General features: G+C 55.3%; 20 protein-coding genes. 7 read left to right on the top strand and 13 right to left on the bottom strand.

The window, feature by feature from the left end; genetic code table 11:
- Positions 1-36: 36 nt before the first annotated feature.
- The 3 genes from HB779_RS00610 to HB779_RS00600 all read right to left on the bottom strand — a co-directional run bounded on the left by HB779_RS00610 (position 37) and on the right by HB779_RS00600 (position 1,794).
- Positions 37-405: a YbaN family protein gene (locus HB779_RS00610; RefSeq protein ID WP_188342429.1), complete on the bottom strand. Its 369-nt coding sequence runs from the start codon at positions 403-405 to the stop codon at positions 37-39.
- 90 nt (positions 406-495) lie between these two features.
- Complete coding sequence (locus tag HB779_RS00605) at positions 496-924, bottom strand: hypothetical protein (RefSeq protein WP_188342428.1); 429 nt, start codon at positions 922-924, stop codon at positions 496-498.
- 162 nt (positions 925-1,086) lie between these two features.
- Positions 1,087-1,794: a hypothetical protein gene (locus HB779_RS00600; protein WP_188342427.1), complete on the bottom strand. Its 708-nt coding sequence runs from the start codon at positions 1,792-1,794 to the stop codon at positions 1,087-1,089.
- A 918-nt stretch (positions 1,795-2,712) separates the two neighbouring features.
- Here HB779_RS00600 and repA point away from each other — a divergent pair.
- From repA to HB779_RS00580, 4 genes are all read left to right on the top strand, one after another.
- A complete protein-coding gene (gene repA / locus HB779_RS00595; protein ID WP_188342426.1) occupies positions 2,713-3,936 on the top strand; it encodes a plasmid partitioning protein RepA in 1,224 nt (407 codons plus the stop codon).
- A 106-nt stretch (positions 3,937-4,042) separates the two neighbouring features.
- Positions 4,043-4,939: a plasmid partitioning protein RepB gene (gene repB, locus HB779_RS00590; RefSeq protein WP_244642333.1), complete on the top strand. Its 897-nt coding sequence runs from the start codon at positions 4,043-4,045 to the stop codon at positions 4,937-4,939.
- Between the two features lie 163 nt (positions 4,940-5,102).
- Entirely contained in the window at positions 5,103-6,611 is a 1,509-nt protein-coding gene (gene repC / locus HB779_RS00585; RefSeq protein WP_188342425.1) for a plasmid replication protein RepC, read from the top strand.
- Between the two features lie 186 nt (positions 6,612-6,797).
- Positions 6,798-8,597 (top strand): alpha/beta fold hydrolase, encoded by a 1,800-nt coding sequence (locus HB779_RS00580; protein WP_188342424.1) that lies wholly within the window; start codon positions 6,798-6,800, stop codon positions 8,595-8,597.
- Positions 8,598-8,600: 3 nt separating this feature from the next.
- Here the strand turns inward: HB779_RS00580 and HB779_RS00575 are convergent, their stop codons facing one another.
- The 7 genes from HB779_RS00575 to HB779_RS00545 all read right to left on the bottom strand — a co-directional run bounded on the left by HB779_RS00575 (position 8,601) and on the right by HB779_RS00545 (position 17,534).
- Positions 8,601-11,078, bottom strand: coding sequence for a glycoside hydrolase family 2 protein (locus HB779_RS00575; protein WP_371823842.1), 2,478 nt, complete (start codon positions 11,076-11,078; stop codon positions 8,601-8,603).
- Positions 11,078-12,091, bottom strand: a complete 1,014-nt coding sequence (locus tag HB779_RS00570) for a DUF1839 family protein (protein ID WP_188342460.1) — start codon at positions 12,089-12,091, stop codon at positions 11,078-11,080. Before HB779_RS00570 ends, HB779_RS00575 begins: the two co-directional genes overlap by 1 nt.
- An 8-nt stretch (positions 12,092-12,099) precedes the next feature.
- Positions 12,100-13,008, bottom strand: a complete 909-nt coding sequence (locus HB779_RS00565) for an amino acid--[acyl-carrier-protein] ligase (RefSeq protein ID WP_188342423.1) — start codon at positions 13,006-13,008, stop codon at positions 12,100-12,102.
- A gap of 6 nt (positions 13,009-13,014) precedes the next feature.
- Positions 13,015-14,187, bottom strand: coding sequence for an acyl-CoA dehydrogenase family protein (locus HB779_RS00560; RefSeq protein WP_188342422.1), 1,173 nt, complete (start codon positions 14,185-14,187; stop codon positions 13,015-13,017).
- A complete protein-coding gene (locus HB779_RS00555) occupies positions 14,187-14,438 on the bottom strand; it encodes an acyl carrier protein (RefSeq protein WP_188342421.1) in 252 nt (83 codons plus the stop codon). The genes HB779_RS00560 and HB779_RS00555 overlap by 1 nt, the downstream gene beginning before the upstream one ends.
- Positions 14,439-14,654: 216 nt before the next feature.
- Positions 14,655-16,154, bottom strand: a complete 1,500-nt coding sequence (locus HB779_RS00550) for an MDR family MFS transporter (protein ID WP_188342420.1) — start codon at positions 16,152-16,154, stop codon at positions 14,655-14,657.
- Positions 16,155-16,403: 249 nt separating this feature from the next.
- Positions 16,404-17,534 (bottom strand): LuxR C-terminal-related transcriptional regulator, encoded by a 1,131-nt coding sequence (locus tag HB779_RS00545; RefSeq protein ID WP_188342419.1) that lies wholly within the window; start codon positions 17,532-17,534, stop codon positions 16,404-16,406.
- Between the two features lie 292 nt (positions 17,535-17,826).
- On the opposite strand from HB779_RS00545, the gene HB779_RS00540 reads away from it, so the two are divergent.
- Complete coding sequence (locus HB779_RS00540; protein WP_188342459.1) at positions 17,827-18,681, top strand: LysR family transcriptional regulator; 855 nt, start codon at positions 17,827-17,829, stop codon at positions 18,679-18,681.
- Between the two features lie 25 nt (positions 18,682-18,706).
- On the opposite strand, the gene HB779_RS00535 is transcribed toward HB779_RS00540, so the two are convergent.
- Positions 18,707-19,135 carry a cupin domain-containing protein gene (locus HB779_RS00535; protein ID WP_188342418.1) on the bottom strand — a complete coding sequence of 143 codons (429 nt, stop codon included), beginning with the start codon at positions 19,133-19,135 and terminating at the stop codon, positions 18,707-18,709.
- Positions 19,136-19,386: 251 nt separating this feature from the next.
- On the opposite strand from HB779_RS00535, the gene HB779_RS00530 reads away from it, so the two are divergent.
- The gene (locus HB779_RS00530) at positions 19,387-20,901 is read left to right on the top strand and encodes a serine hydrolase (RefSeq protein ID WP_188342417.1); all 1,515 of its coding nucleotides are present in this window, start codon (positions 19,387-19,389) and stop codon (positions 20,899-20,901) included.
- An 18-nt stretch (positions 20,902-20,919) separates the two neighbouring features.
- Here HB779_RS00530 and HB779_RS00525 read toward each other — a convergent pair whose 3' ends face one another.
- Positions 20,920-21,561: a response regulator transcription factor gene (locus tag HB779_RS00525; protein WP_188342416.1), complete on the bottom strand. Its 642-nt coding sequence runs from the start codon at positions 21,559-21,561 to the stop codon at positions 20,920-20,922.
- Positions 21,558-22,991, bottom strand: coding sequence for a HAMP domain-containing protein (locus tag HB779_RS00520; protein WP_244642331.1), 1,434 nt, complete (start codon positions 22,989-22,991; stop codon positions 21,558-21,560). The genes HB779_RS00525 and HB779_RS00520 overlap by 4 nt, the downstream gene beginning before the upstream one ends.
- Positions 22,992-23,939: 948 nt before the next feature.
- Here HB779_RS00520 and HB779_RS00515 point away from each other — a divergent pair.
- Positions 23,940-25,232, top strand: a complete 1,293-nt coding sequence (locus HB779_RS00515; protein WP_188342415.1) for an NCS2 family permease — start codon at positions 23,940-23,942, stop codon at positions 25,230-25,232.
- Positions 25,233-25,246 lie beyond the last annotated feature (14 nt).

The following is a 25,246-nucleotide window of genomic DNA, read 5'->3' as shown; positions in this document are numbered from 1 at the left end:
AGAAACAGAACTGGCTTCGAATAAACAAAATTTGCTCTAGCCACTGGGTCGGGAAACCACATAGGTGGCACAAGCGATAAAAAAGAGCGCCACAAAAGTAGCGAGCAATGGTGCCGGTCTGGCGAAATAATAGAACGAGCCGTAGCCAAATGCCATGCCGCCACAGGCAATGCATTTCACCCTTGCAGGAATAGCGCCGTGACGTTGCCACTGGACCAGAGTTGGGCCGAAGACCGGATGCTCCAGCAGCCATTTTTCAAAACGCGGCGATGACCGGCCGAAACACCAGGCAGCGATGATCAGGAAAATGGTTGTGGGCATGATGGGAAGCAGCGCGCCGATAAAGCTAAGCGCTACCATCACCCATCCAAGCGCAAAATAGACCGCGCGTTTTGTCCCCTTCATCTGTACCGCTCCCTTGTATCGCTTGAACGATACGAAGAGCGGTTTATCTGGAAAGGCGGCAAATGTCAGCCCGCCGCTTTTCACATGGGATCAGAGGCCGAAATGGCCTTTCAGTCCGGGGACCGAATTGACAATCTTATCGACCAGTTGCGGATCAGCAGATTGTTTGGCATGGGCAATCACGGCAGAACCGGCTTGCTGGATCTGCTCGACCGTCAACCCGCTTGCTTTCAGCGCTGCAACGCCATTGAGAATTGCGCCAACCTTCTCACCCGCAGCACCGCCAAGGAAGCCGGTGATGCTGGAAAGCAACCCGCCGCCGGACTGATTGCCAGCAGCCATGACATCGAAGGTTTGAGCAAGCTGGGCTGCACCCGGAATTTTGGCAAACAGTACGGACGCCTGTTCTGGGGCTTCGTGCTGAAGCACGGACAGCACTGTTCCCGCCGCTTTTTCCGCCACCTGCGGATCAAGATTGGCACTGGTCGCGATGCTATCCACCATATCCTGTATCGGCATATCATTCTCCATTTATGCAAAGCCGTGACTGAACCTTACAAAGCCTTCGTGAGAATTGAATGACGCCAGAATTAGCCGGGGGTTGCAAGCAGAAACGCCCGGACAGGGAATTATCCTGTCCGGGCGCTCGTTTGGATCAACAGTGGTATGAATGAAGCGCTTCTATTCAGCCTTCAGACGGGTGTTGCATGTGCTCCAGTATTGTGGCCACGTAACGCCCGCAGCGACCTTGTTGGCGGCTTTTGCCTTCTGCCATTCAGCACCGCACTCGGTGATGCGTGAGCGGAATGCAATTTCACCCGCAGACAATGGCTTGCCATTGGCGCCTGTCGCAGGTGCTGCGGCGGCAGTCTTGCCGGCAGTCATCTTGGCTGGCGCGGCAGCGGCAGCAGCGGTTGGCTCGGGTGGCGTTGCGGCATCCGACTGATCAGACTTCAGGCTGTCGCTGCAAGCGGACAGGAACTGCGGCCATTTCTGACCATTGAGCGTCCCTGCAGTTTTAGCGGCCTGATACTGGGTGCTGCATTCCTTGGTCACTGCCTTGGCCGACATGGTTCCGGCAGCGGCTGGAGCCGCTGTTGCCGCCTTGGCTGGCTTTGCCGCATCCTTGGTTGCCTGCTTGGCTGCTGGAGCCGCTGGCGCTGGTGCAGCTGCGTCGGTTTTCAAATTGGCGCTACAGGTGGACAGGAATTGTGGCCATGTCTGACCATTGAGTTTATTCGCGTCCTTGGCGGTTTGGTATTGCGTGCTGCATTCCTTGGTGACGGACTGAGCCGCTGTGCTCGCAGCCGAAGCTGGGAGAGCGAATAATGTCATTCCGGCGCTGACAATCACCGTTGCGGCGAGCGTGTTTGTAAGAAACTGGTTCATCGTCATGTGTTCCTTGCGATAAAGGTTCGCATTTCCCCCGGGGACGCACCATGCGTTCCGGTTTAACAATATCTCGATGGCTCCCGTCCCTACGGATGAAGCATATTTCAACGCATCATCCGAAGTCATCAAAGCAAATCTGCACTTCGATTGTGGCTGAAAATGTCTCCAATTCGGGAATATTTTCAACGGAATTGCGCATCGAATTAATCCAGTGTCATGCATCAATACGCTTGCAGCATGATCTTCTCATTTGTCGATTGCAAGTGAGGCTCGCCTCCTACCGGAGGTTGTTTTGACGGCGCTTATTGAAGAGTATTTGTGAATATGGGCTTGCCTTTACCGGCAGCAATCCAAGCTACATGCCGGGTTGTGGTTGAACGGCTAAGATATTGAGAAACTGTTAACTATTAAAATCAGCGGAAGACATGAAGGCTTTAGCTTCGCCCGTTTGGATTTTTCGATCCATCGTTGTGGTGGGAATAAACGGCTAAACGGGAGCGCGACCATAATACGATAAGTATAGAACTGGGTGGATCGAACCGCACGTAATAGGTCTCATGCAACGCTCATGGCGTCAACTGTTAAGCTGTTAAAAATTGTGAGGATAGGGCAAGAAGGCTGCGTAGTTCTCAGCTGAGAACATTTGAGAGAGGTGCGATGAATCCTGTGATTCACTGGGATGCCGTCAATCCAGGAAACGGGTTCGCTTGATCCTACTGCGACACAATTTTCAACTTTATTAGATCCAATCCAAGGTCGTTGGAGATTGTCGCCCAGAGTTCTCAACTGAGAACATTCGATCGAGTTATAAACAGGCGCGACGACGAAAAAAGCGTTAACCTTAAATCGCTTGACGACTCACGCAGACTCAGGCGAATTTACGCTTTAATCTCGAAAATTGGATTTAGAGCGTTTATGTTGTCTTCCACTGAAAAAGACCAGAGTCATCGTACCGGTAAGAAGGTGCGCTCTTTGACGCGTCTTGTCGAGGCTGACGCAAACCTCTTGAGCGCCCAGCTGCAGGAATTGCGCTCCCGCGCTTTTCCACCAACAGCCGAAAAGGAACTGCGTAAATTCTCGTCTGGGGAAGCCGCTAAACTCATCGGTGTGACGGATGCTTACATACGGCATTTGTCACTGGCCGGCGAGGGGCCGGAGGCTGAAAAGACAGCGGGTGGGCGCCGGCTTTATTCGCTTGATCAGGTTCACGAGATTCGCACGCATCTGGCAAAGTCGAAGAAGAGCTATCTGCCTATCCGTCAGGCCAATGACCATATGCAGGTTATCGCGGTCACGAACTTCAAAGGCGGGTCTGGTAAAACAACGACGGCGGCGCATGTCGCCCAGTATTTTGCTATGCGCGGATATCGTACGCTTGCCATTGATCTCGATCCGCAGGCATCGCTCTCGGCATTGTTTGGTATCCAGCCGGAATTCGATCTGGAAGAGAATGATACGATATATGGGGCGATCCGTTATGACGACGAGCAGCGGCCGCTGACGGATGTTATCCGCAAGACCTACTTTGCCGGTCTCGATATTATTCCCGGTAATCTTGAATTGCAGGAATTCGAACACGATACGCCGCGCATCCTTGCGGAAAAGCGCCGTGGCTCGGAACGCCTGTTCTTCTCGCGCATTGCCAGTGCCTTGCAGACGGTTGATGATCGCTACGATGTTGTTGTCCTCGATTGCCCGCCATCGCTCGGCTTCCTGACGCTGTCGGCTCTGTGTGCCGCGCGGAGCGTTCTGGTGACCATCCATCCGCAAATGCTTGACGTGGCGTCCATGTCGCAGTTCCTGCATATGACTGCCGGTTTGTTGGATGTTGTGGAGCAGGCGGGCGGCGATGCGGATTATGATTTCTTCCGCTATGTCATCACCCGCTATGAGCCCAGCGATGGGCCGCAAGGCCAGATTGTCGGCCTGATGAAAAGCCTGTTCGGCGAGCGGGTTCTGACCAATGCCTTGCTCAAATCCACAGCCATCTCCGACGCTGGACTAACCAAGCAGACGCTTTATGAAGTCGGCCGTGAATATTTCACCCGCGCCACCTATGACCGGGCAATTGAATCACTGGATGCGGTCAATCTGGAGATTGAAGGTCTGGTGCGTGAAGCATGGGGTAGGGTGCCATGAACAAACGCCGTGATGCTTTGAAAGCCATGATGACGCCAATCAGTGAGGCGTCACAGGAAGAGCACCGTCAGACCAAGCCCGCGCAAAGTCCGGATCGCTGAAAGCGATGGGACTGTCGCTGCAAAGCCTGTCTGATGATGCGGATGAGGCGCAGGCGCTGCGCGAGAAACTCGCTGCTGGTGAACATGTGGTCGAGCTCGATCCACTGTTGATTGATGTATCATTCATTCGCGATCGTCTGGATGATATCGACACTTCGGACTTCGAAGAGCTGAAACTGAGCCTTTCCGAACATGGCCAGCAGGTGCCGATTTTGGTACGGCCGAGCCCGCGGATTGAAGGCCGCTATCAGGTTGCGTACGGTCATCGCCGTCTTGCGGCGCTGAAGGAGATAGGCCAGCCGGTCAAAGCAATCGTTCGCGAGCTTTCAGACGAAGAGCTTATCGTTGCGCAAGGCAAGGAAAACCTTGAGCGCAAGGATCTGTCTTTTATTGAACGGGCGCTTTTTGCTGCCCGTCTGGAAGCGCATGGGATTGATCGCCATGCCTTGATGGGGGCTTTGTCTGTGCACAAGGGCAATCTGTCAACGATGATTGCCATCGCAAATTCTCTTCCCGAACAATTGATCCGTGAAGTTGGACCGGCGCCGAAAGTGGGCCGTCCGCGCTGGGAACAGCTGTCACAGCTGCTGCAGGCCAGCGAGATCGACTGGAAGGATGCCATTGATCGCGAGCGCTTCTTCAAGCTGGACAGCGATGCACGCTTTGCTTTGATCCTCAAAGGATTGCAGCCGAAACAGGCCGTCCGGACCTATATCTACCCGCTGAAATCAGACGGCGGACTGGATTTTGCTAAGATCGAACAGAGCGAAGAACGAACACGTGTCATTATCGATGAGACCAGGACGCCGGAATTTGCGCACTATCTCATTGAAAAACTACCCGAGATTTTCGCGGCCTTCAAACGCCGTGAAAAGAGTGAACCGCGTATAAGGCAACTTTAACTGGAGAGATAATCACCAAAAGAAAAGGCCCCCAAAACAGCGTCCTGGAAGCCCTCTCAAAGTGTAAGCAGCTTGAGAATCGCATTTCCGGGAATCAGTGTCAAGAGTGTTTGGCGTCGTTTTGGCGAGCGGGTTTCTTTTGCCTGATTGAAAGGTAGGAGACATGCAGACCGGGAATGCATTCACGACGCCCTTTGGGCGGCGATCGCTGTCGCTTGGCATGCTGGCAACGCAGGTCCAGGCCAGAGAGGTCGATCCGGAGGCCGCTGTTGATAAATGGAAACTGTTTCGCTCGCTGTGCGAAGCACGGGCGCTGATCGGGATATCCGACCGGGCGCTGGTGGTGCTCAATGCACTTTTGACGTTCTATCCGCAGAGCGAGCTCACCGAGGCTAATGGCCTGGTGGTGTTTCCATCCAATGTGCAATTGTCGCTGCGCTCGCACGGCATGGCGCCGGCAACGCTGCGCCGGCATTTGAGTGCACTGGTGGAAACCGGTTTGATCTTCCGCAAAGACAGCCCCAATGGCAAACGCTATGCCCGCAAGGCCCGAACCGGGGCGGCAGGTGCGACCGGGGCAGGGGAGGGCGGCGAAGCGTTCGGGTTCTCGCTGGCACCTCTGGTGGTGCGTGCCTCAGAGTTTGAAGCCATGGCAGAAGAGGTGCGCTCGGCAAGATTGCAGCTGAAACTGATGAAGGAGCGGGTGACGCTGCTGCGCCGCGATATCATCAAGCTGATCGAGCTTGGCTTTGAGGAAATGCCGCACATCGACTGGAACAGCCACCACACGGCATTCAGGGGTGTGATTGATGCACTTCCGCGTCAGGCAACGGCGGACGATCTGGAGCCTGTCATTGACGGCCTTGAATGCATCCAACTTGAGATCTCCAAGTTGTTGCAGGATAAGCTGAATTTACAACAAACAAGCGCCAAAGAGTCTCATTTTGAGCGCCACAAACAAAATTCAAACACCAAATCCACTTCTGATCTTGAACCTGGCTTTAGAAAAGACCAAGGCCGAAACACCGAACCAACCTCACAACCAGATGCGCTTGGACAAACCAGCGACAGTAAGGGAATAACCGGGCAGCCTGAAAGCACACCCGGGCATGATGTGCAGCACACCGCGGACAAGCTGGACCGGAACGCTGCCGGTGCAGGGCAGGGCGGTCTTACTGGTGGCCGTGCCATGGCTGGCGGGTTGAATGCACCGTCTGATCCGTCCGGTTTGAACGGCGATGATGACATATCGGACCTGCGCACCGATCTTTCCGGCCGCAGCATCAATCTGGCCGCACTTGGTGCCTCTGTCTCAGCCTTTGATGCCAAACCCGTTCCGCTGGGACTTGTCCGCCAGGCCTGCCCCGATATTGCTGCCTATGCCAAGAACGGTCTTTCCAGCTGGTCGGAACTGATGGGGGCCGCCATTGTCGTGCGCTCCATGCTCGGTGTCAGTCCCTCTGCCTATGAGGAAGCCTGCACTATTCTCGGTCAGGAAAACGCCGCGATTGCCATTGCCTGCATTCTGCAGCGTGCCGGACACATCAATTCCGCCGGCGGCTATCTGCGCTCCCTCACCGACAAGGCCGCTAAGGGCGAATTCTCCGTCTGGCCAATGCTTCTCGCCCAGCTCAGAGCAAATGGAACACATGTCAGAGTGGTTGGGAAGTGAATCATAGTAAATCCTACTCAGGGGAACTCAAGTGCGTACTAGCTTCTCTTTTGGAGAAAAAATTAACCTAAACAAATAATTAACATGAAGCGTGAATGGTTTCACCAAATATGCAAGGAGGTCTAATAGTAATTTCCGGGAATTCCCTGTTAAGTCATGCCGCTGGGTATTGGGGGAAGACAGAGCATGAACAAGGAAATAGTGATCGGGCGGGAGAAGTTTGCTCCGTCAGAGCCTGCATATGGGCGCGCAGCAGCGCAGCCGGTTGTATTCGGTGCAACGGTCGGTCTTTTTCAGGACGCGGATTCTGGTGCGGGAGGCAATGCAGCGGTATTGTTTGCCAGTCCCTGGGGATTGGAAGAACTCTGCACCCGGAAATTCTGGCGCATCATTTCCGAGAAACTGGCGGCCGAAGGAATTCCTTCGTTTCGCTTCGATTGGCCGGGGACCGGTGACGGGCTGGACGGCGGGGATTTTTCCAGCGGCTTTACCGTCTGGAGCGATGCGCTTGTTGCGGGAGCAGAGCTGCTCCAGAACCTTTCAGGTCGCCAACGGATCATTGTTCTCAGCCAAGGTATGGGATCGACCATTGCTGCAGAAGCTGCCGCCCGGATCGACGGGCTCGAAGCCATTGGATTCATGGCTCCGGTTGTTTCCGGCCGGCACTATATCCGCGAGCTGTCAATCTGGTCGGGAATGGTGGATGCGGATCTTGGTTTGGATGAGACACAGCGTGATAAAAGTGGCGTATCGATTGCATCATTGAAACTGCCTGCAGAAATCGGCGAGGGTTTGCGCCGGTCGAACCTGATGACACTTGACAGCAAGCTGGTACCGGAATGTCTCGTGCTGGCGCGAACTGACCGGCCTGCAGACAAGGAATTTGCGTCCCATCTCGCCCAATTTGGGGGCGCCGTTACGACCGAGGATTATACCGGCTATGACAAGCTGGTCTCTAATCCTGTCATTTCGCAATTACCGCTGGATATTGCTGACCGGGTAACTGACTGGGTTGCCAGTGTCGCATCGCGGCTGCCCATGGCTGAAAACAAGGGCTTCGTTGCGCCGATACAAGGCGGACATTTGCAGGGTGATGGCTTTCGCGACACGCCGCTGCGTTTCGGCAAGGGACAACGGCTCTACGGAGTGATGTGCGAGCCGCTGATTCAAAAGCAGGGCGCAACAATTTTGTTTCTCACATCAGCCTATGACCGGCATGCGGGTTGGGGACGCTCCATAGTCCATATATCGCGTGAACTGGCGCGGCGCGGTATTGCTTCATTGCGGTTTGACTCGGCCAATGCCTCTGACAGTCCGCCAGTACCGGGCGCGCCCGATCAGGTTCTCTATCATACGGCGCAGAATGCAGATGTGGCCGAAGCGCTGGAATTTCTGAAAATGAGGGAAGCCGCTGTTCCTGTCGTTGTTGCGGGGCGTTGCAGCGGAGCATATCTCGGCTTTCAGAACGCCGCTGCAGAGCCTGGTCTTGCTGGTGCTGTTCTCGTCAACCCAATTACCTTCTACTGGGAACCCGGACGGTCCGTTGACGAGGCTGTGCGCGAAGGCAACAGAACGCTTGAGGACTATGGCAGCCGTTTGCTGCGCGCCTCGACATTTCGCCGCCTCGTGCGCGGAGAACTCGATTTTCCGGGCATTGCCCGAAATGTTGCAGGCGGGATCGGCCGAAGAATTCGCGGCCTTGCGCGGCGTTTACTGCGCCATCGCACGACGGAAGGAAAGGCAGTCTACAAAGCCTTTGCCGCTTTAAAGGACAGGAATGTTCCAGTGCAACTGCTCTACAGCTATCGTGACCCGGGTCTGGAATATTTCGATTTCTACTTCGATGAAAAGGACGGAAAAGTATCCGGCTATCCAAACGTATCGGTCGAAAAGATTGCCGACGCCGATCACAACCTTACCCCGGAGCATGCTCGCAAGGCCTATATAGACGCCCTTGAACAGATGGCGCGGCGCTTTCCGGTATAAGGATTATTCAAACCAGACGACGCGAGAACTTCCGGCGATACGAATTTCGCCGGACGGTCGGGGTGAACCTTCAATGCCGGGATGCGGTACGAGCCTGACCCGCTTTGTTTCCCCGGGCGCGAGATGAAACCAGTTATCGTCGGGCCGATAACCTTCCACATCCACATGAACTGACTGTGCGACGACAGGTGTTGCCAGATCAAGCAACCAGTGCCCGTCTGCTTCCGTCAATGTCGGCTCAATGACTGCATCGTGGAAAGCGCGTGTCCGGCCCTGCGGAAAATGGAAGGCTTCCGCCAAAAGCCTGCCCGTGCCCGCTTCTTTCAAACGCGCGATAGTCACATCATGCGAAGGCGGACCAAACCGATAGGCATAGGTTGTGTCGAAAAAAGCACCAAACACATCTGTGGCGGCCAGCGTTATCCGCTCATCCTGCCCAACGGTCAATTCGTGGCGCCCTGAAACAACCGGCTGCTTGCCGCCGCGCAGGCAACTGATTTGAACTATGGCGTTCAGGCTATTCTGACGCTCATTGATGATATGAAGCGCGAGCCCGTTGATGCCTTCATCGGTGAGGGTGAGATTGACCGGGCGAGAAGCGCGCTTCAAACCGTACCATGCTGCTTTGGGTTCTCCAGTGCTGTCGATGACACCCCATCCCGCGCCGGATAAAAGATCCTGCAACATCCAGACCAAACCGCCGGAACAAGTGCTGCCCGGCCGCCTCCATTCGGCGAAAGTTGTCTCCATCACTTCGGCCGTAACGGCCCGTGACAGATGCAGATAGGTCTCGTTGTCCTCACGGCGAAGCCTTGCGGGATCAAAACCGTACAGCATTTCCAGATAGGCTTCGCGCACGTCCTCGAAATCCCAGCTGACACCATTGTCACGGGGAACCCGCGCTTTCCAGCGGGGATCATGAACTGCGGGAACATTCAGATGGGCTTTCAGCGTGCGTGCCTCCGGAACGTTGGAGAAGGCAAGACATTCCGTGGCAAAGCGCACATTGGCGCGGCGCGCGTCATCGAGCGGACGGCAATAGGCACTGACACCATAGTAATGGCTGACGCCGGCATTGGAAATGAAGGGGAGGGCGCCACCGCAGGGCGAATTGGCGACATAGGGAACATCAGGCCGAAGGCTGGCCGACAGAGCGGAAAGAATTTCCTCGGTCAGTGGTCCCTTCCACACCGTCTCGGGCAGACCCAGCATCGAGCCTTGCTGATAGATTTCACTGCCGCCGCACAGGATAGCCAGAGACGGGGCCGCCATCGTCCGTGTTAAAAACTGCCGGGCCTCAGCATCAACATTGGCGGCGAAATTCGCGTCCTTCGCGGGATAGTCAAAATTGGCAAACATGAAATCCTGCCAAATGAGAATTCCAAGTTCGTCGCACAGATCAAAAAACGCATTGCTCTCATAGACTGTGATGCCGCTGACACGGATCATGTTCATCCCGGCTTCGACGGCGAGGTGCAGCCACGGCGCATAGTCCTCCCGGTTTCCCGGCAGCCGAACAATATCAGCGGAACTCCAGACAGTACCCCGGCAGAAAATCCGTTTGCCGTTGACGATTACAGCAAAGCCCTGACCGTCATCATCGTGGTCAATCCGAAGGCTGCGAAATCCGGTGCGCCCCAAAGCAAATTGTTGCTTTCCGAGGTGCAACGTCACGTCGTGCAAAACCGGCGATCCATGCGTGTGCGGCCACCAGACGGCTATGTCAGGGATAACAAGCCGGGCCTGCCAGCAGCCATTGTTCGTTTGTACAGGTGCAATCTTGGCATGCGCGCACTCAACAACAAGCGCCTCGCATGTACCCGAGTAATCAAAGTGGACGGTAAGAATACCCTCTCCCTTATCAGTAAGCGCGCTGGCGATTGTGATGTTTGATATCTGTTCAGGATCGGGCCGCAGCAACCTCACCGGACGCCATGGTCCCGCCGCATGAATCTCGGGACACCAGCCCGGCATATAACCGAGAGCGGTTGTGCGCACGAGCCGCAGGCCCTGATTATTCATCAATTGGGTGCGCCACCGGGCGCGCGGGCCTTTGCGATCAAGATGCGGTGCCAGTGCCCGAAAACATATGGCCAGCTCATCATTGCCGCTCAATTGCACCGGAGCGTCGAAAGCCAGAAACATATTGTCGGTGGCAAGTATACGCGCGCCATTCCAGTAGACTTCGGCGATCGTCGCCAGCCCTTCGAAATGAAGGGTCGCCAATCCGGGCAGCTCGTCTTGGAATGAACGCAGATACCATGCGTCCTGCTGATTGAGCGGAGTTGGCGCGCCACGCTCAAACTGGTTCGCTTGTTCCAATGCTGCAGCAACGGTGCCCGGCACAGGGACATTCAGCAGCATTCTTTCGCGGTGGAGATTGTCCGGCAGAGCTGCTTCACCTGACGCCGTGAGAATGAGTTGCCATCCGTCATCCAGAAGACGGCCACTGTCGACTGGCAATGGCGCAGCACCGGCTATCAAGCGTCCTCGCGACTTTCGGAAACGACCGTCCGGTCAGCGGGTGCGCCCAATTCCCGGCCGAGTGCTTCCATCATGTGATCCCACGCATCGGCGGCGGGAATGAGTGCCGCGGCAAGGGGGTCGAACCTTTTGCGGGTAACAGCGCGGGCAAGCTGGAACTGCGTGGCCTTGGCAACTTCGGCGATCCTGACCGCGTGCTCGGCTGCGGTTGCAAATGCTTCATCCGGGCGCAGCCACGTGAGATGGCTCGCTGCAAGTTCGAAATTGGCTCCGAGCTGACGCATCGTGTTGAAGGCGTACTTATGGAAGAAGGCGAAGGGCCGTTCAGCCACGGCTTCGGCTTGTTGCGGAAACACTTCGATGAACGCACGGATAGGATTTTGTGCCGGCCTGCGGGCGAAATGAGCGGGCAGAAGACGCAAAGCCTTTTCCCGTATGGCTGCGCTGTCCGTCTTGCCGTCCGGGAATTTTGCAAATTCCGTATAGGGGAGAAAAGCTATGTCCTCATCGGTGAGATGCCGCTGGAACAGTCCGTCGAAATCATCTCCTGTCAGCCGGAAGAAGCTGCCATTGTGGAAATATTCAAGGCTGCGACTTTCTGTATCCATCCGGTTGATGGCAACCGTCGTCTTGCCGTGCTCACTGTGGTAGCCCACACCCTGCGTGTCCGGCATGAAGTAACTGTCCATTTCCACCAGGCAGAGACGGCCGCGGGCGATCTGGGCGGCGATATGACTTTCGACCCTATCGAAAATTGCCAGCTCGCCGACGCGGATATCGTAGAGTGTCTCCAGATCTTCCAAAGGAACCTTGAAAAAGGTGAACTGGTCACCCTCGAAGTCCTGATTCAGTGTGAAGCCCAGCATTGCCTCCGGCGGCAGATTTTGCGCCGCCAGAACTTCGATCCAGAGATCGACATAGCAATTGGTTTCCGGCCAGATGCGCTCCTGCGAGTGCAGCGGATGCGGAGTGTAGCCTTCGGGATTGATGTGGGGGAAAACTGCCTGCATGCTGCCGGTCAGCCCCACAATTCTTTGCGCACCTGTTCGGGCCACGCCTCGATATCCAGACCATGATGATGGAGCAGGGCCAATGCGATCCGCTCGAGCCCAAAGCCGACACAGGCAGTATGCGCCGTGGTGCCATCATTGAGATTGATGCCCCATTTGGTGCCGAAATGGTCCTGATGATAATTGAAACTCATGCAGGCTGTTGGATTCTCGGTCGACGTGATCGGGATCAGCAGTTCGAATTTCAGGTTCTGATCGCGCTGATTGTTGACGAGCATGCGTCCGGCACGGCCAAAGAACGGATCATTGGCAACGTCGATATTGACCGGCAGGCCCACTCTTTGCATGATCTGCGTGCCGCGATCCATCCACAGTTGGCGGAATTCCATGACTTCGTCCGGCTTGCCCATGCGAACATATTCGCGCATGCGGAACATCTGCTGGCGTGCCGGATCTTTCGACGGCTCATGCCGGAAACAGTAGGACTGCAGGTCAAACAACCCGCCATCCTCAGGCAAATTGCCGCGCTGTGCCACGACAGGATAAAGTGGATAGCAGGCAGCGGGTGTCAGAACGATCTCTGTTGCCTGCTGCTCCTTCGTCCAGTCCTTGCCTTCGTCCATGCACTGGATGAGGTTGACGTGATCGAGCTCACATCCGCAGAAGCTGTGAATAGTCCCGGCAAGCTGCGGGAAGCTTTTCATGTAGCCGCTTTTTTCAAAGATGGCGCGGTTCATGCCTGGTGGGAAGCGGATTGCTTCAGCGCCGTCATCGCCGCCCGTGCGATCGATCAGCCGCTCGAAAGCAGCAATAATATCTTCAAAACGTCCGCTGCGTCCGTAAAGGCCGTCAACGCCGGTGTCGAGCAACAGGCCGCTCGTGAACAACCGGTCCAGAAAAGAGATTTGTGCGTCCATGTCGTATTACCCCAAGAGACTGGTGTTCTGCTTATGGATAAGCAGCATCGTGGCTGTGTTGCCGAGGATACGTTCGTTGGAAACCATCAGCTGCGCCGAATTGGCGTCGCGCAAATGGCGGCCGAGACTGTAAGGCGTCCCGTTTTTATAGCCCATAATGCCGCAGACGAGCATGGCATGATTGATAATCTGAAGGATCGTCTGCGAGGCAGCGACCTTCAGATTGTTCATCGTGATGGCAAAACCCATAGACGCGAGCTTATCCGCGTCGTCTTTGGCCAGCCTGTATGCATTGAGGCAGGCAATGATTTCGGATTTCAGCATCTGCAGCATGTTGGATGCCTCGGCCACGCGCAGTGCACCGGGTTGCTGGACGCCGGGAGAACGCCTAGCGGCAGCGCGGACAAAAGACTGCGCTCGGCCAACAGCATCGACTGCAATACCGTACCAGAGGGAACTCCACAGGAGATGGGCCATGGCCAGCATCGACTGCGCCGCGATTTCGGCGAAGGGGTGCGGCAGGATCTGTTCTTTGCCCGCACTGCCACGGAAGACGAAGCCTTCGGAGCAGGTGCCGCGCATGCCGAGCGTATCCCAGTCGTTGGTCTTTTCCAGTGTGTACTGGTCTTTGACAAAGACTGTCATAACCTGATCTGACGATACAGCTTCTGTGCCCGAGCGGGAGGTGATCAGAATGGCATCTGCTTCCGTGCCATAGGAAATTACGGTTGCATTCTTTTCGAGACGGCAGATGGCGCCCTCAATCTCGATCGCGCAGATACTGTTGCGCAGATCTCCGCCAATACCGCCTTCGGTGGTGGCCGAGGCGAGAAGGAGCTGTTCCGCTGCGACGCGGCGCATGAAGGCGCGGTGCCATTCCGCCGACTGGCCATGCTCGACAAGGCTCGACAGCTTGATGTGATGCATCGCGAAGATCATGGCACTTGCGGCGCAGGACTGTCCGAGGATGGAGCAGATTTCCGCGATTTGCTCGACCTGTGCTGACTCTCCGCCCAGATCGGCAGGGATCTGGATGCCAAGCAGATGCTCGGCTTTCATCGCCGCAATGGATTCACGCGGAAAGCGGCCTTCATTATCAACCGTGTCAGCGAATTGAGCGGCGATGGCCGCAACGCGTGTGGCGCGTTGCAACAAACTTGTACCGGCGCCGGCGTTCATCAGGCATCCTCGTTGTTCTTGAGGATCGCCTCTACGGTCCGCTCGATAGCCTTGATGCTCGAAAAGGATTTGCGATTGAGATATTGGTCCGAAAATTCGATATCGAATTTGTCCTCGATACCCAACATCAGCTGGACTGATGCAAATGAGGAAAGCCCGGCATTGTAAAGATCTTCCTCGTCCGTGATCTGATCGATCGAGACCGGCAAACCGCCCACCTTGGCCAAGAGTTCCCGAATAGCTTCGTTCATTGATGTACCCCCGCACATATTTACAGAGGTCTGCAATACCCTAATGCGGAGCCAGTTTCTATCGCTTTGCTCGACGTATTTCGTCTTATGGTGTCTTTTTTGGAATCATTTTGCCAAGAAAACGGATCGGAATGGGGATTTTCAACCTTTAAGCGTCGTCGGTTGTATATCGCAACCTATGCAACCGTGGCTTGCGCCGAAACCTGAAGCGTTGCGTCAGGGTGCCATGGCCTCCTGAACCTCTTCCTGCGTTGGCAGCTTCTTGCGGCCAGCATCGGGCGATACCGGAATGAGCCAGGTCGTGGCGAACGTGCATATCGCAACGGCGAAAACACCCCAGAAGCTCCAGTGCAGTGCGGAGTGGAACACAAGCTGGATGGCCGGATTTGCCGACAGGCTGGACAGCCCCGATGGTTGATTGATGACCTCATGCAGCTTTGCCGCCAGATCACCGCTGCCAAAATGCATGATACCCATATTGAGGATTGCACCAAGCGCTGTCGCGCCAAGTGTATTGCCAAGACTGCGCGAGAAAATGATTGATGCGGTGGCACTGCCGCGCATCGCCCAATCAACGCTTTCCTGGACAAGAACGATGCTTGTGAGGCTGATAAGCCCCATGCCGAAGCCCATGAGAAATGAGCCGAATCCCGCTGAAACCGGGCTGCTGTCGGGTGTGAGGAAGAGCAGAAATGATGCGCCGACCGGGAACATCAGACTGCCGACGCGCAGTGTCGTTCGAATTCCGAAGGCGCGAAAGAAACGGCTTGAAAGCATCACGGCGAGTGGCCATCCGACAATCAGCATCGTGAGCGTGAATCCGGCGACGAGGGGTGAGCGGCCCAGCACGCCCTGCACATAAATGGGTAGAATGGTTGTCAAGCCAATGAGTGCCATGCCCGCCAGAAGAGTGGCGATATTGCTGGTGGCAATCAGCCGCTGACCCCAGAGCGCAATCGAGATAATCGGCTCCGGTGCACGCCGCTCCTGCAGCACGAAGAGGATGCCAGAGATGACAAAGACGGCAGCCAAAGACACAAGTATCCATAGGTCTGCATCTGTCTCGGTCAGAATGACCAGAAGCGAAACAATCGCAACGGAAAAAAGGATTGTGCCCCAGTAGTCGATTTTGGCTTTCCTTGGCTCGATCGATTCATGCAGAAAAAGCGAGAAACCTATAATGGTGAACACGCCAATCGGAAGATTGATCCAGAAAATCCAGGCCCAGGATACATTATCGACAATCAGGCCACCGGCAAGCGGTCCAGTCACGGCAGAAACCGCCCAGACGCTGGCCAGCACGCCCTGTACTTTTGCGCGCTCCTGCAGTTTGTAGAGGTCGCCGACAATTGTCATCGTGACTGGCTGGATCGCTCCGGCGCCGAGGCCTTGCAGCAGACGGAATGCTATGAGCGACGTCATTGACCAGGCAAAACCGGCCAGTGCCGAACCGAAGAGAAAGATCAGGATGCCGCCGATCAGGATCGGCTTGCGGCCGAAAATGTCGGACAGCTTGCCGTAGATCACGGTCGTCGTGGACTGTGCCAGCAGGAATGCGGAGAAGACCCAGCTGTAATAGGTAAAGCCGCCGAGTTCGCCGACGATCCGCGGCATAGCGGTTGCAACAATCGTTGCTTCAATCGCAACCATGAACGTTGCCAACACGATCGAAGCAACCACAAATGGACGTTTTGAACGATCAACCGATTGAGACATGACGTTTTCTGGCTTTCCACCCGCGAAGAAAATACTGGTCGGCCTTTGGAGGGCCATCGCGCGGGTATTGGATATTGTGGGGTCAGAGCGGGAGAGCCTATGGCAGCGTAGCTGCAAGACTTCGCGCGCATCTCAACTCCTGCGTGCAGCAGATGTCAATCGCCTCGATGTCATTTCCATGAGGTGCTGTCATCACGATTTCATGAGAGCCACGATGTCGTCTATTCGGATGATTACAGAAAAATAGCTTCAGGTTTTGAGGAGGGCAGGGGCGGCATTCTTGAGCAGGGCTACCAATTGGCTTTGCTGGTGCGTACCCGTTTTATGAAACAGCCGCTCAAGGTAAGCGCGGGCAGTCGTGTTCTTCAGATTTGCTTCGTTGGCAGCATCTTTTAGCGAATATCCGGCAGCCAGAAGGCCAGCCAACCGGGCTTCGGACCGTGTCAGTTTGAAAATGGCCCCGATATGTTCGTCCAAACCCTCCGGATTGCCCATGTGTATTTTCTTGATGATGACAATGGCGCAGCGCCCGATTGTCATCCCCGGGAAAGGTGAATCAAAAATAGGAGCCACTTCGAGCACGCAGTCTGCAACCGCGCCTATTTCAGACGTTTTTTCGAGCACCATGCGCCCGCCGGTTCCCATCAGGCCATTGATGTGAAGTCCGCAGGCATCGGCCGCCAATTTTTGCAGAGGTCGATGGATAGCGGGCTTTGCCGTCAAAAACCCGTTGCGTTGCATCAACTGTGTCTGGTTGTCGTCGAGCCAGGCTGCAGCAATATCGTTGACTTCAAGGATACGTAAATCCGCAGTGACGAGGACTGCGCCAAAAGGCAGGCGTGAAAATGTTGCTTTCAATGCATTTGCAAGCTTGATCTGCTGGCTGATCTGGCTTGCCCGCTCAAAATGGGGAGCCAACAGCGCGAAGGTCTCCACCTCGCTCGTGTCGCAATTGGGTTTTGGGCGATGCCGAAGAGTGCTGAAAGCATGGCCGCCATTCAATTGCTTGGCGGGTGGTTCGTCATATGTGGCATGGGACTCGGTCCACCCGGTCGAAGGATCGTTGTCGTCATATTGATCCATCTCAAAGGCATTGACGAAGGAGCGGGCTTTTTGAAGAGCGTCGGCTGGCCGGGAGCCGAGATAGAGATTGGCTTGAGCGTATTTCTCGACATATTTTTGGAAATAGCCGTAACCCGGATTGGCTGTAAAGGCGCAGTTCGCTACCTTGCGTATCGCATGATTGCTGAGACGGGACGTCCCCCGGCTGAATAACTGGCGTATGCCGTGTATCGCCGGGTCCCATTGCTCTTCATCGTAAGCTGCTTGATAGATCAGGCCGATCATTTCCGAAACCTGAGCAAGAGTTGCTGGTGCCATTTGGATTTCCTTTGATCTCTATGCAGCTTGCTTGAGGGCCACTTGCCAAGGAGCGCGGCCGCCGTTGACGACAAGCGGCAGGCTGCAAACTCTGCGAGCGGTTTGAAACGCGCGGATTCGAAACGGGAAAACATGCGCGCCCGGGCGACGAGGGCGAGGGGTATAAAAAGAAGGGTAAGCAGGATTCATTCAGTAGGGCCCGGATCTTCAAGACAGGCGAAGATAGTCTACTATCGAGGATCAAGAAAATTAATGTTGAATGGATTGAGCATTACGATACATAATGCAGGCAATGTCACGCAATCTGGATATCGACCTTCTGAGAACGTTTATGGCGGTGGCTGATCATGGCAGCATGACGGCTGCCGCCAATGCACGTTATCTCACGCAAAGTGCAGTCAGCCAGCAAATCAGGCGGTTCGAGGATATGCTCGGCTCAGCCCTGTTTGAACGGGATCGACGGGGGCTTCGACTGACGCCGCCGGGCGAGCTGCTGCTTACCAAGGCCCGGCGCCTATTGGCTCTCAATGACGACATCTGGTCTGAGATGACTGCCGATGCGCTGCAGGGCAAGGTCAGGCTTGGCTTGCCCTATGATCTTGTCAGCATCATCACAGTACCGGTCCTGAAGGCCTATGCGGAAGCTTATCCACTTGTGGAAGTGTCTCTGGTCTGTGCGTCTTCACCGGAGCTTATGACTGCACTGGAGCGTCGCGAGGTCGATCTTGCTCTTGTCGAAGAGGAAGTTGTTTCCAGCCAGGCGGAATATTCGCGCGTGGAACAATTGGTCTGGGTCGGTGCCAGAAACGGCGGCGCGCATTTGAAGACGCCGTTACCCGTGTCGATGGTCGCTGAAACCTGCGCGTTCCGGCCTGCCGTTCTCTCCTCACTTGATCATCAGGCGCGGCCATGGAGAACAGTTTTTGAGAACGGCAATATTGAAGCGACAATGGCAATGGTCCGGGCGGATCTGGCTATTACCATATTGCTTGCCAGTACGGTGCCAGCTGATCTTGACGTGTTGACCAGTGGTGACGGACTTCCCGCCTTGCCGCAATTTGCTATCGGTTTGCATATGCCGAAAGGCGATGTAGCACCGTCCATATCGGAAATGGCGAAGTATATTCGCGTGGTCCTGGGTGGATGATCGGCTAGCGGTGCAATTGACGCGGTCAGGCGCCTGGAGCAACGGGTATCAGCCGGTAGCGCAGCATAATTTCCTTCATCAGGACGGGGTCTGGTGGCCCTTTGGCAACGAGCGCGCCAATTTCGCGAAAATAAGCGGGACCGAGCACGCCTGGTGTAAGAACCGAGAGGCAAGTCACCGGTTCTTGTGTGTCGTTGCTGAAACTGTGAACGATACCGCGCTTGATAAAGACGGATTGCCCCGGGCCGACAGTGATGTCCTGCCCATCGACGCGTAAATTCAGCGTCCCGACGAGGCCATAAACTGTCTCATCCCAGCTTTCGTGATAATGGGGCACCGGCATGCGTGAATTTGGCTGCACGACCACCTTGAACATATCGAGGCTGCCGTTGGTTGTGTCCTTGCTGTGCAGAAACTCCAATTCCAACCCGCCAACGACGATCTTTTCTGCCATAGAGAATCTCCTTGTCTTATGGATTCCAGTTATTATCTCGCGCCATCAATCTTGCAGCATGCAGATCATCTGCCTTGATTGTGGGACAACATATTCGGACGTTGCTCCCTGGACAGCTGGCATATGCCAACGACCTATCTGACTGACCAATGCAAACGATCTATTCCATGGACGCCCCGGAACATGTTGCGTTCCTGCTAACGCGCTACTAAGCATCGGTACTCAAGATTCCAGCCTGAGCGGTGCGCAGAATGTCTCTTATGTTAAATTGGTTGGCCGCTTCCGAGCGTGCCAGGAGCTTTGCTGATGAATGGCAGGGTGACGAGCCAGGTGGCGCAATCATTGGCTTTGACACGAACAATGTTCAATTTGTTCAGGCAGGTGGCCTGGAAAACCTTTCCACAGGGACAGCCTTTTCTGCCGACAGTGTGGTGCGCTACGCTTCGGTGACAAAACATATATTTGCAGCCATGGCCCTGCACCATTCCGATGCAGTCGGCCTTGATGATCGTCTTGGTGATCATCTTCCAGAGCTACAAAAACCTCTCGCCGACGTATCAGTGGGCCGTGCGCTTGATATGAGCGGGGGGCTGCCTGACGTGCGCGAGTGTCTGACCCTGCTGGGACTTTCGGTCTATTCGGAAACGCACAAGCAGCAGCTTTTGAATTTTCTCGCCACGTTGACCCGCCTGAACTTTGATGCAGGCACAGATATTTCTTATTCCAATACTGGCTACCGGCTTGTCGAGGCAGCGCTTGAACGCAAAGGCTTTGCATTTGACGACTTTATTCAGAATGAGATTGCCGGGCCATTGGATATTGCTTTCAAAGCACCCGACATTTGGGCAGAGCCCGTCCAAGGACTTGCGCCGGGTTACCTCAAGACCGGGAACAAGTGGCAGCTCAGCGCTGCGGGATTGCACCTTTCGGCTTCGGGTAGTTTGACAGGCAGCGGCACCAGCCTCGCCCGCTGGCTCCAGCATTTGTTGACGGGCAGTGGCAAATTCTCTGGTCTGCTCGCTGCCTTCTCGGCAATACGCCATTTGCATGATGGGCGCCCGTCCGGGTACGGACTTGGGTTGTACTGGTCTCGATTGGCGGACCGGTACTTTGTCGGGCACGGTGGTTCGCATCCCGGTTACAAGTCGCATTTTCTTCTTGATCCGGAGGCAGGCACTGGATTTGTCGTCGTCTCCAATCGCGAAGACGTTAATACGTCGCAGATTGCCCTGGCCGCTATGAGTGCCCTCACAGCTTTGCCCTTGCCACAGACCAATTGCATGCTTCGCGATGGTTTCTATGTGACAGAAGATGGCCCGCACTGGATCGAACTGAAACACGGAGTTGTCAGCTATCTCGACGCCGAAGAGACGCTCTACGATGACGGCAACGGCTGGTATTTATCCCGGTCTGCTTCTTCGCCCATGCGGTTACGTCAAACAGGGGCCGCGATCGAAGGTGAAGCGGGTTATGTCCAGCGCCGGTTCCTGCCGGTGATACCAGAGCCTGCGAGCGCTGAACTTGATGGCCATTGGACAGCGGGAGAATATGGCGCACATTTCGATATCCGCCATGGCGTGGTGATCATGGGCGCAGGCCCGGCCCGCCAGTTCATGCCATTGCTTGGCCTCGGCAACGGCCGTTATTTGTTCACGCTTGACGACGGCCCCTGGAAAAAGCGCATCTGTCTCAACCGGTTGTCCGAGGAAAAGGTGGAGCTGGTCCTCAGCCGCAGCCGCGTGATCGAATATACGTTGATGCATTGATCCGAAATTCGATGACCGTCACGGTTTCATCAGCCCGGCGCGCCAGGCATAGGCGACCGCCTCGGTCCGGTCGGAAAGATCGAGCTTGGACATGACGCTGCCAAGATGGGCTTTCACGGTCTTTTCGGTGATGTTGAGCTGCGCGGCGATCTTTGCATTGCTGCCACCCTCGGCAAGACAACGCAGCACTTCAAGTTCGCGCGCGGTCAGATCATCAACCTGACGTGGTTGCGGATTGCGGATGGAATTCAAAATGCGCTGTGCCACAAGCGGGTGAAGTGTAGGGGTCCCGTTTGCTGCTGCATGGATGGCGCTCAGCAGATGTTCACCGCGCATGGATTTGAGCAGGAACGAACGTGCACCCGCTTCAATCGCTGAAAATGCGAGCTGATCATCATCACTGGATGTTAGAATCATGATGTGACTGTCGGGACTGGCCTTGCGGATGATGCTTATCATGGATTGAGCTGCATCGCCCATGCCGGGCATCATGAGATCGAGCAGAAGCACGTCAGGGCGGTGTTCACGCACCATCGCCACTGTGGCTTCGCCATTCTCCGCTTCGGCCAGGACAGTGAAACTCGGGTCAAGCCGCAGCAGGCCGCGTATGCCTTCGCGCACCACGGCATGATCATCGGCTATTACGATTGTTGTGCTCATGATTTTGCTAAAACCGGCAACTCAAAGGATATATCGACAATCGTGCCTTTCGGGCTCGACGAAAGGGCAAGGTCCCCACCGGGCAATGTATTGGCACGCCAGCGCATATTGGACAATCCCATGCCAATCGGAGCGCCTGCAGTGTCGAAACCGTGGCCGTCGTCGGTGACAGACCAATGCCAAGGATGCCCCGGCTTACAGGCAATGTGGATGTTGCGGCATTGGCTGTGCCGCAAGGCGTTGGCTATGGCCTCGTGGGTTATCATCAGCAATTCCTGCGCCAGCTCCGGTGCCGTATCAAGCTGGGCTCCTATCCTGTCCGGCCAGTCGATAGACCATTGAATCCCCGAGCCCGAGAGCAGATCGCGCACACTGCGGACGAGCGTTTCGTGCAGCCCGTGATCGGCGATAGCCGGCAGATTGAAACCCGAAACGACGTTTTCGAGATCCTTCTGCAAATGATCGGCCAGCCGTCGGGCCGATTCAACCGTTGGCAGCAAGGGCGCATGCTGCTGTGCTTCATATTCAAGTTCAGTCAGCTTCAATCCAAGCACAAAACTGCGCTGCTTCGCCGTGTCATGCAGATCGCGGGCAATGCGGTTGCGCTCAACGGATATTGCGAGGGCTTTCTGCATATCAAAGCTTTTTGACAACGCGTCGGCCATATTGTTGAAGCGTTCGGCAAGCCTGCCGAACTCGTCCTTCGAATTGTCCTTGATGCGGGTTCGCAGGTCACCCGCCGCCCATTGATCGGCGGCATTGGTGGCGCGTTTGATACGGCGCAGCAATCGCCAGACGAACAGCGCAGCGACGCTGGCACCCATGGAATTGATCAGGATGAATGTGCGGATATAATCGGAAACTGTGCCACTGAGTACTTCATCGTAAATTTGCCATTGTGACCAATAGTGCACGCCAACTAGGGCCTGCACCCCATCGCCCGCTGGCAGATTGATCCGGGTTATCAGCGCCCAATCCTCGCCTTGCCGATGCAGAACTTCCGGTTGACTGGATTGGGCTGCCTCGATCATTGCCTGATCGAGAAGAGGTGTGGCAGCCGGAAGTGTCGAACACAAAATGCCCTGATCATTGATTATTTTGACCTGCAGTTTGCCATCGTGGAAATATGAGAACATGGCAGGGAAGTCGAGCATTTGCGTGACGCCGGTATCGACCAGATTCCAGAAGATTTTACTGGCCAGCGCATCACACGCTGCCTTGTCGCGCAGATTGGCAGCGGTGGCAGATGCATTGAATTGCTGCCTGTCCAATCCGTTGATCACACCGCGGATCGAACTCTCATAACGGCTGGCATTAAACTGGCTCATCAGAATGCTGACGATGAACAGAGCGCCAAAGCCGACGATCATGAACATCAACACGAGTTTGATGAACAGGCCTCTCAAACCAAGAGCACGCAGCAGAGCCAAGTTTTCATTCCCCGTGATTACTTAAGCCGACGTCTCACAGATCGGCGCTTGGGTCCATACCACTCGGTGGAACGAATGTTGTTTTTGGCCGCAAAATGCGTCTTCTTCGCCACCCGATAAAAGTTGGGTGTGGAACCATTGGGGCGAAGCAAACGAGGGCGTATGTCCATCAGCCTGACGGATTGCTCGGGAGCAGCCGCCTTCTTTCTGCCAAGGGCAGCAAGAAGCCGCAACAGAACAGCCGATCGTTCAAGCAGTGCATTCCAGAAGAACGGTGATAGCAGGGGTATCATCACGAGGCCGAGTATCAATGACAGTATAATATATTCGACCGACAGAATCTGTATCTGGAAACGCATGATCATTCCGCTGATTTCAAGGCGGGCAGGATAAGAATGTATAGTGTCGTTAGACGCGCGTCATTTGATCGGGCCATGTCTGTCTCTCTTATTGCAACACGGGTTGCGGCGGTGAGGGCAAATTAGACAGGTTTTGAATCGCGCGCATCGGGCTAAGGTCAACCCCTCACGTACGACCTAAGTCGTATGCGCGATATAGCGATGAGACATGTTCATAGGCGCGCCCGACAACGCTCGGTGATGATTTATTCTCGCAATGTTGACGTTTTGTAGTGACATGGAAAAGTCGAGCTAGTATTCATGGACGCATTCCCCTCAAAACACAGTCAAAAGCCAAGCTGGCATCAATAAAATATTGAAGCTGTTTCGCTCATGACTGCGGAAATAGACGCCTAGCATCGCTGCGGCGGAAGACGCACAATCACGTCGGCAGTGGTGACACTGAGGAGGGGACTGGCAGCGGAGGAGTGCTTGCCAGTTTTCTCTTGATTGGAGATTAGTGAAAACTCAAAACAGGCAGCCACGCGATTCGCCAGACTGGGCAATCGCGCAGCAACCGGAGACTCGGCGAAAGCCAGGGGGAGGAATTATGCTCGAAAAGCTTTTCAAGCTGAGAGAACACAACACATCAGTGCGCGTCGAAATGCTTGCTGGTCTGACGACATTCCTGACGATGTCGTACATTATTTTTGTCAATCCAGATATTCTGTCGTCAACGGGAATGGACCGCAACGCCATCTTTGTTGCGACCTGTATCGCAGCAGCGCTCGGCTCGCTGGTCATGGCGCTTGTCGCCAACTGGCCAATCGGCATGGCGCCCGGCATGGGCCTCAATGCCTTCTTCGCTTTCACAGTCGTCGCGGCCATGGGCTTTACCTGGCAACAGGCGCTGGGCGCTGTTTTCATCTCCGGATGTATTTTTCTCGTACTGACCGTCACGGGTGTCCGCAGCTGGCTGGTCGCGGGCATTCCCAAATCGCTGCGCAGTTCCATCGCGGCAGGTATCGGTCTCTTTCTGGCGTTCATCGCCTTGAAAAACTCGGGTATCATCGTCGCCAATCCGGCAACGTTTATCGGGCTTGGCCATCTGGGCAGCGCGAGCGCCCTGTTCGCTATTTTGGGCTTCTTCGTGATCGCAGTTTTGGATGCGCTGAAGATACGCGGTGCAATCCTGATCGGTATTCTGGTTGTGACGGTCCTGTCGATGCTGACAGGCGCGAGTGAGTTCAAAGGCGTCTTCTCGGCACCGCCAAGCCTTGCTCCGACATTCCTGCAACTGGATATTATGGGTGCTCTGCACACAGGACTCCTGCAGGTCATTCTGGTGTTCGTACTCGTTGAGGTTTTCGATGCAACAGGAACATTGATCGGCGTCAGCAAACGTGCGGGATTGATTGAAGAGGGTAAGCCCAATCGCCTCGGTCGAGCTCTGTTTGCTGACAGCACGGCAATCGTTGCCGGTTCGCTGTTGGGCACGAGCAGTACCACGGCCTATGTCGAAAGCGCCTCGGGCGTTCAGGCAGGCGGACGCACAGGCCTGACAGCGCTGACGATTGCGGTGTTGTTTTTGGCGGCTTTGTTCATTGCACCGCTGGCGGGCTCGGTTCCCGGATACGCAACAGCACCAGCCTTGCTCTACGTCGCCGGTCTGATGATGCGCGAGCTCGTCGATATTGAATGGGGTGATATCACGGAAGCCACCCCAGCGGCACTCACCGCATTGATGATCCCCTTCACCTACTCGATCGCCAACGGTCTCGCGTTTGGCTTCATCAGCTACGTTGTGCTGAAGTCGCTGACCGGGCGGGTGAAGGATATTCATCTGGCAACGTGGCTTGTGGCGATCCTCTTTGTCGTTCGCTACACTCTGTTCCCGGTATAATGTGGATCGGCCCG

It is taken from the genome of Phyllobacterium sp. 628 (assembly GCF_014189505.1).
Taxonomy (GTDB): domain Bacteria; phylum Pseudomonadota; class Alphaproteobacteria; order Rhizobiales; family Rhizobiaceae; genus Phyllobacterium.
The sequence above is the reverse complement of the archived record's forward strand: the minus strand, read 5'-3'. Positions and strand labels throughout refer to the sequence as shown.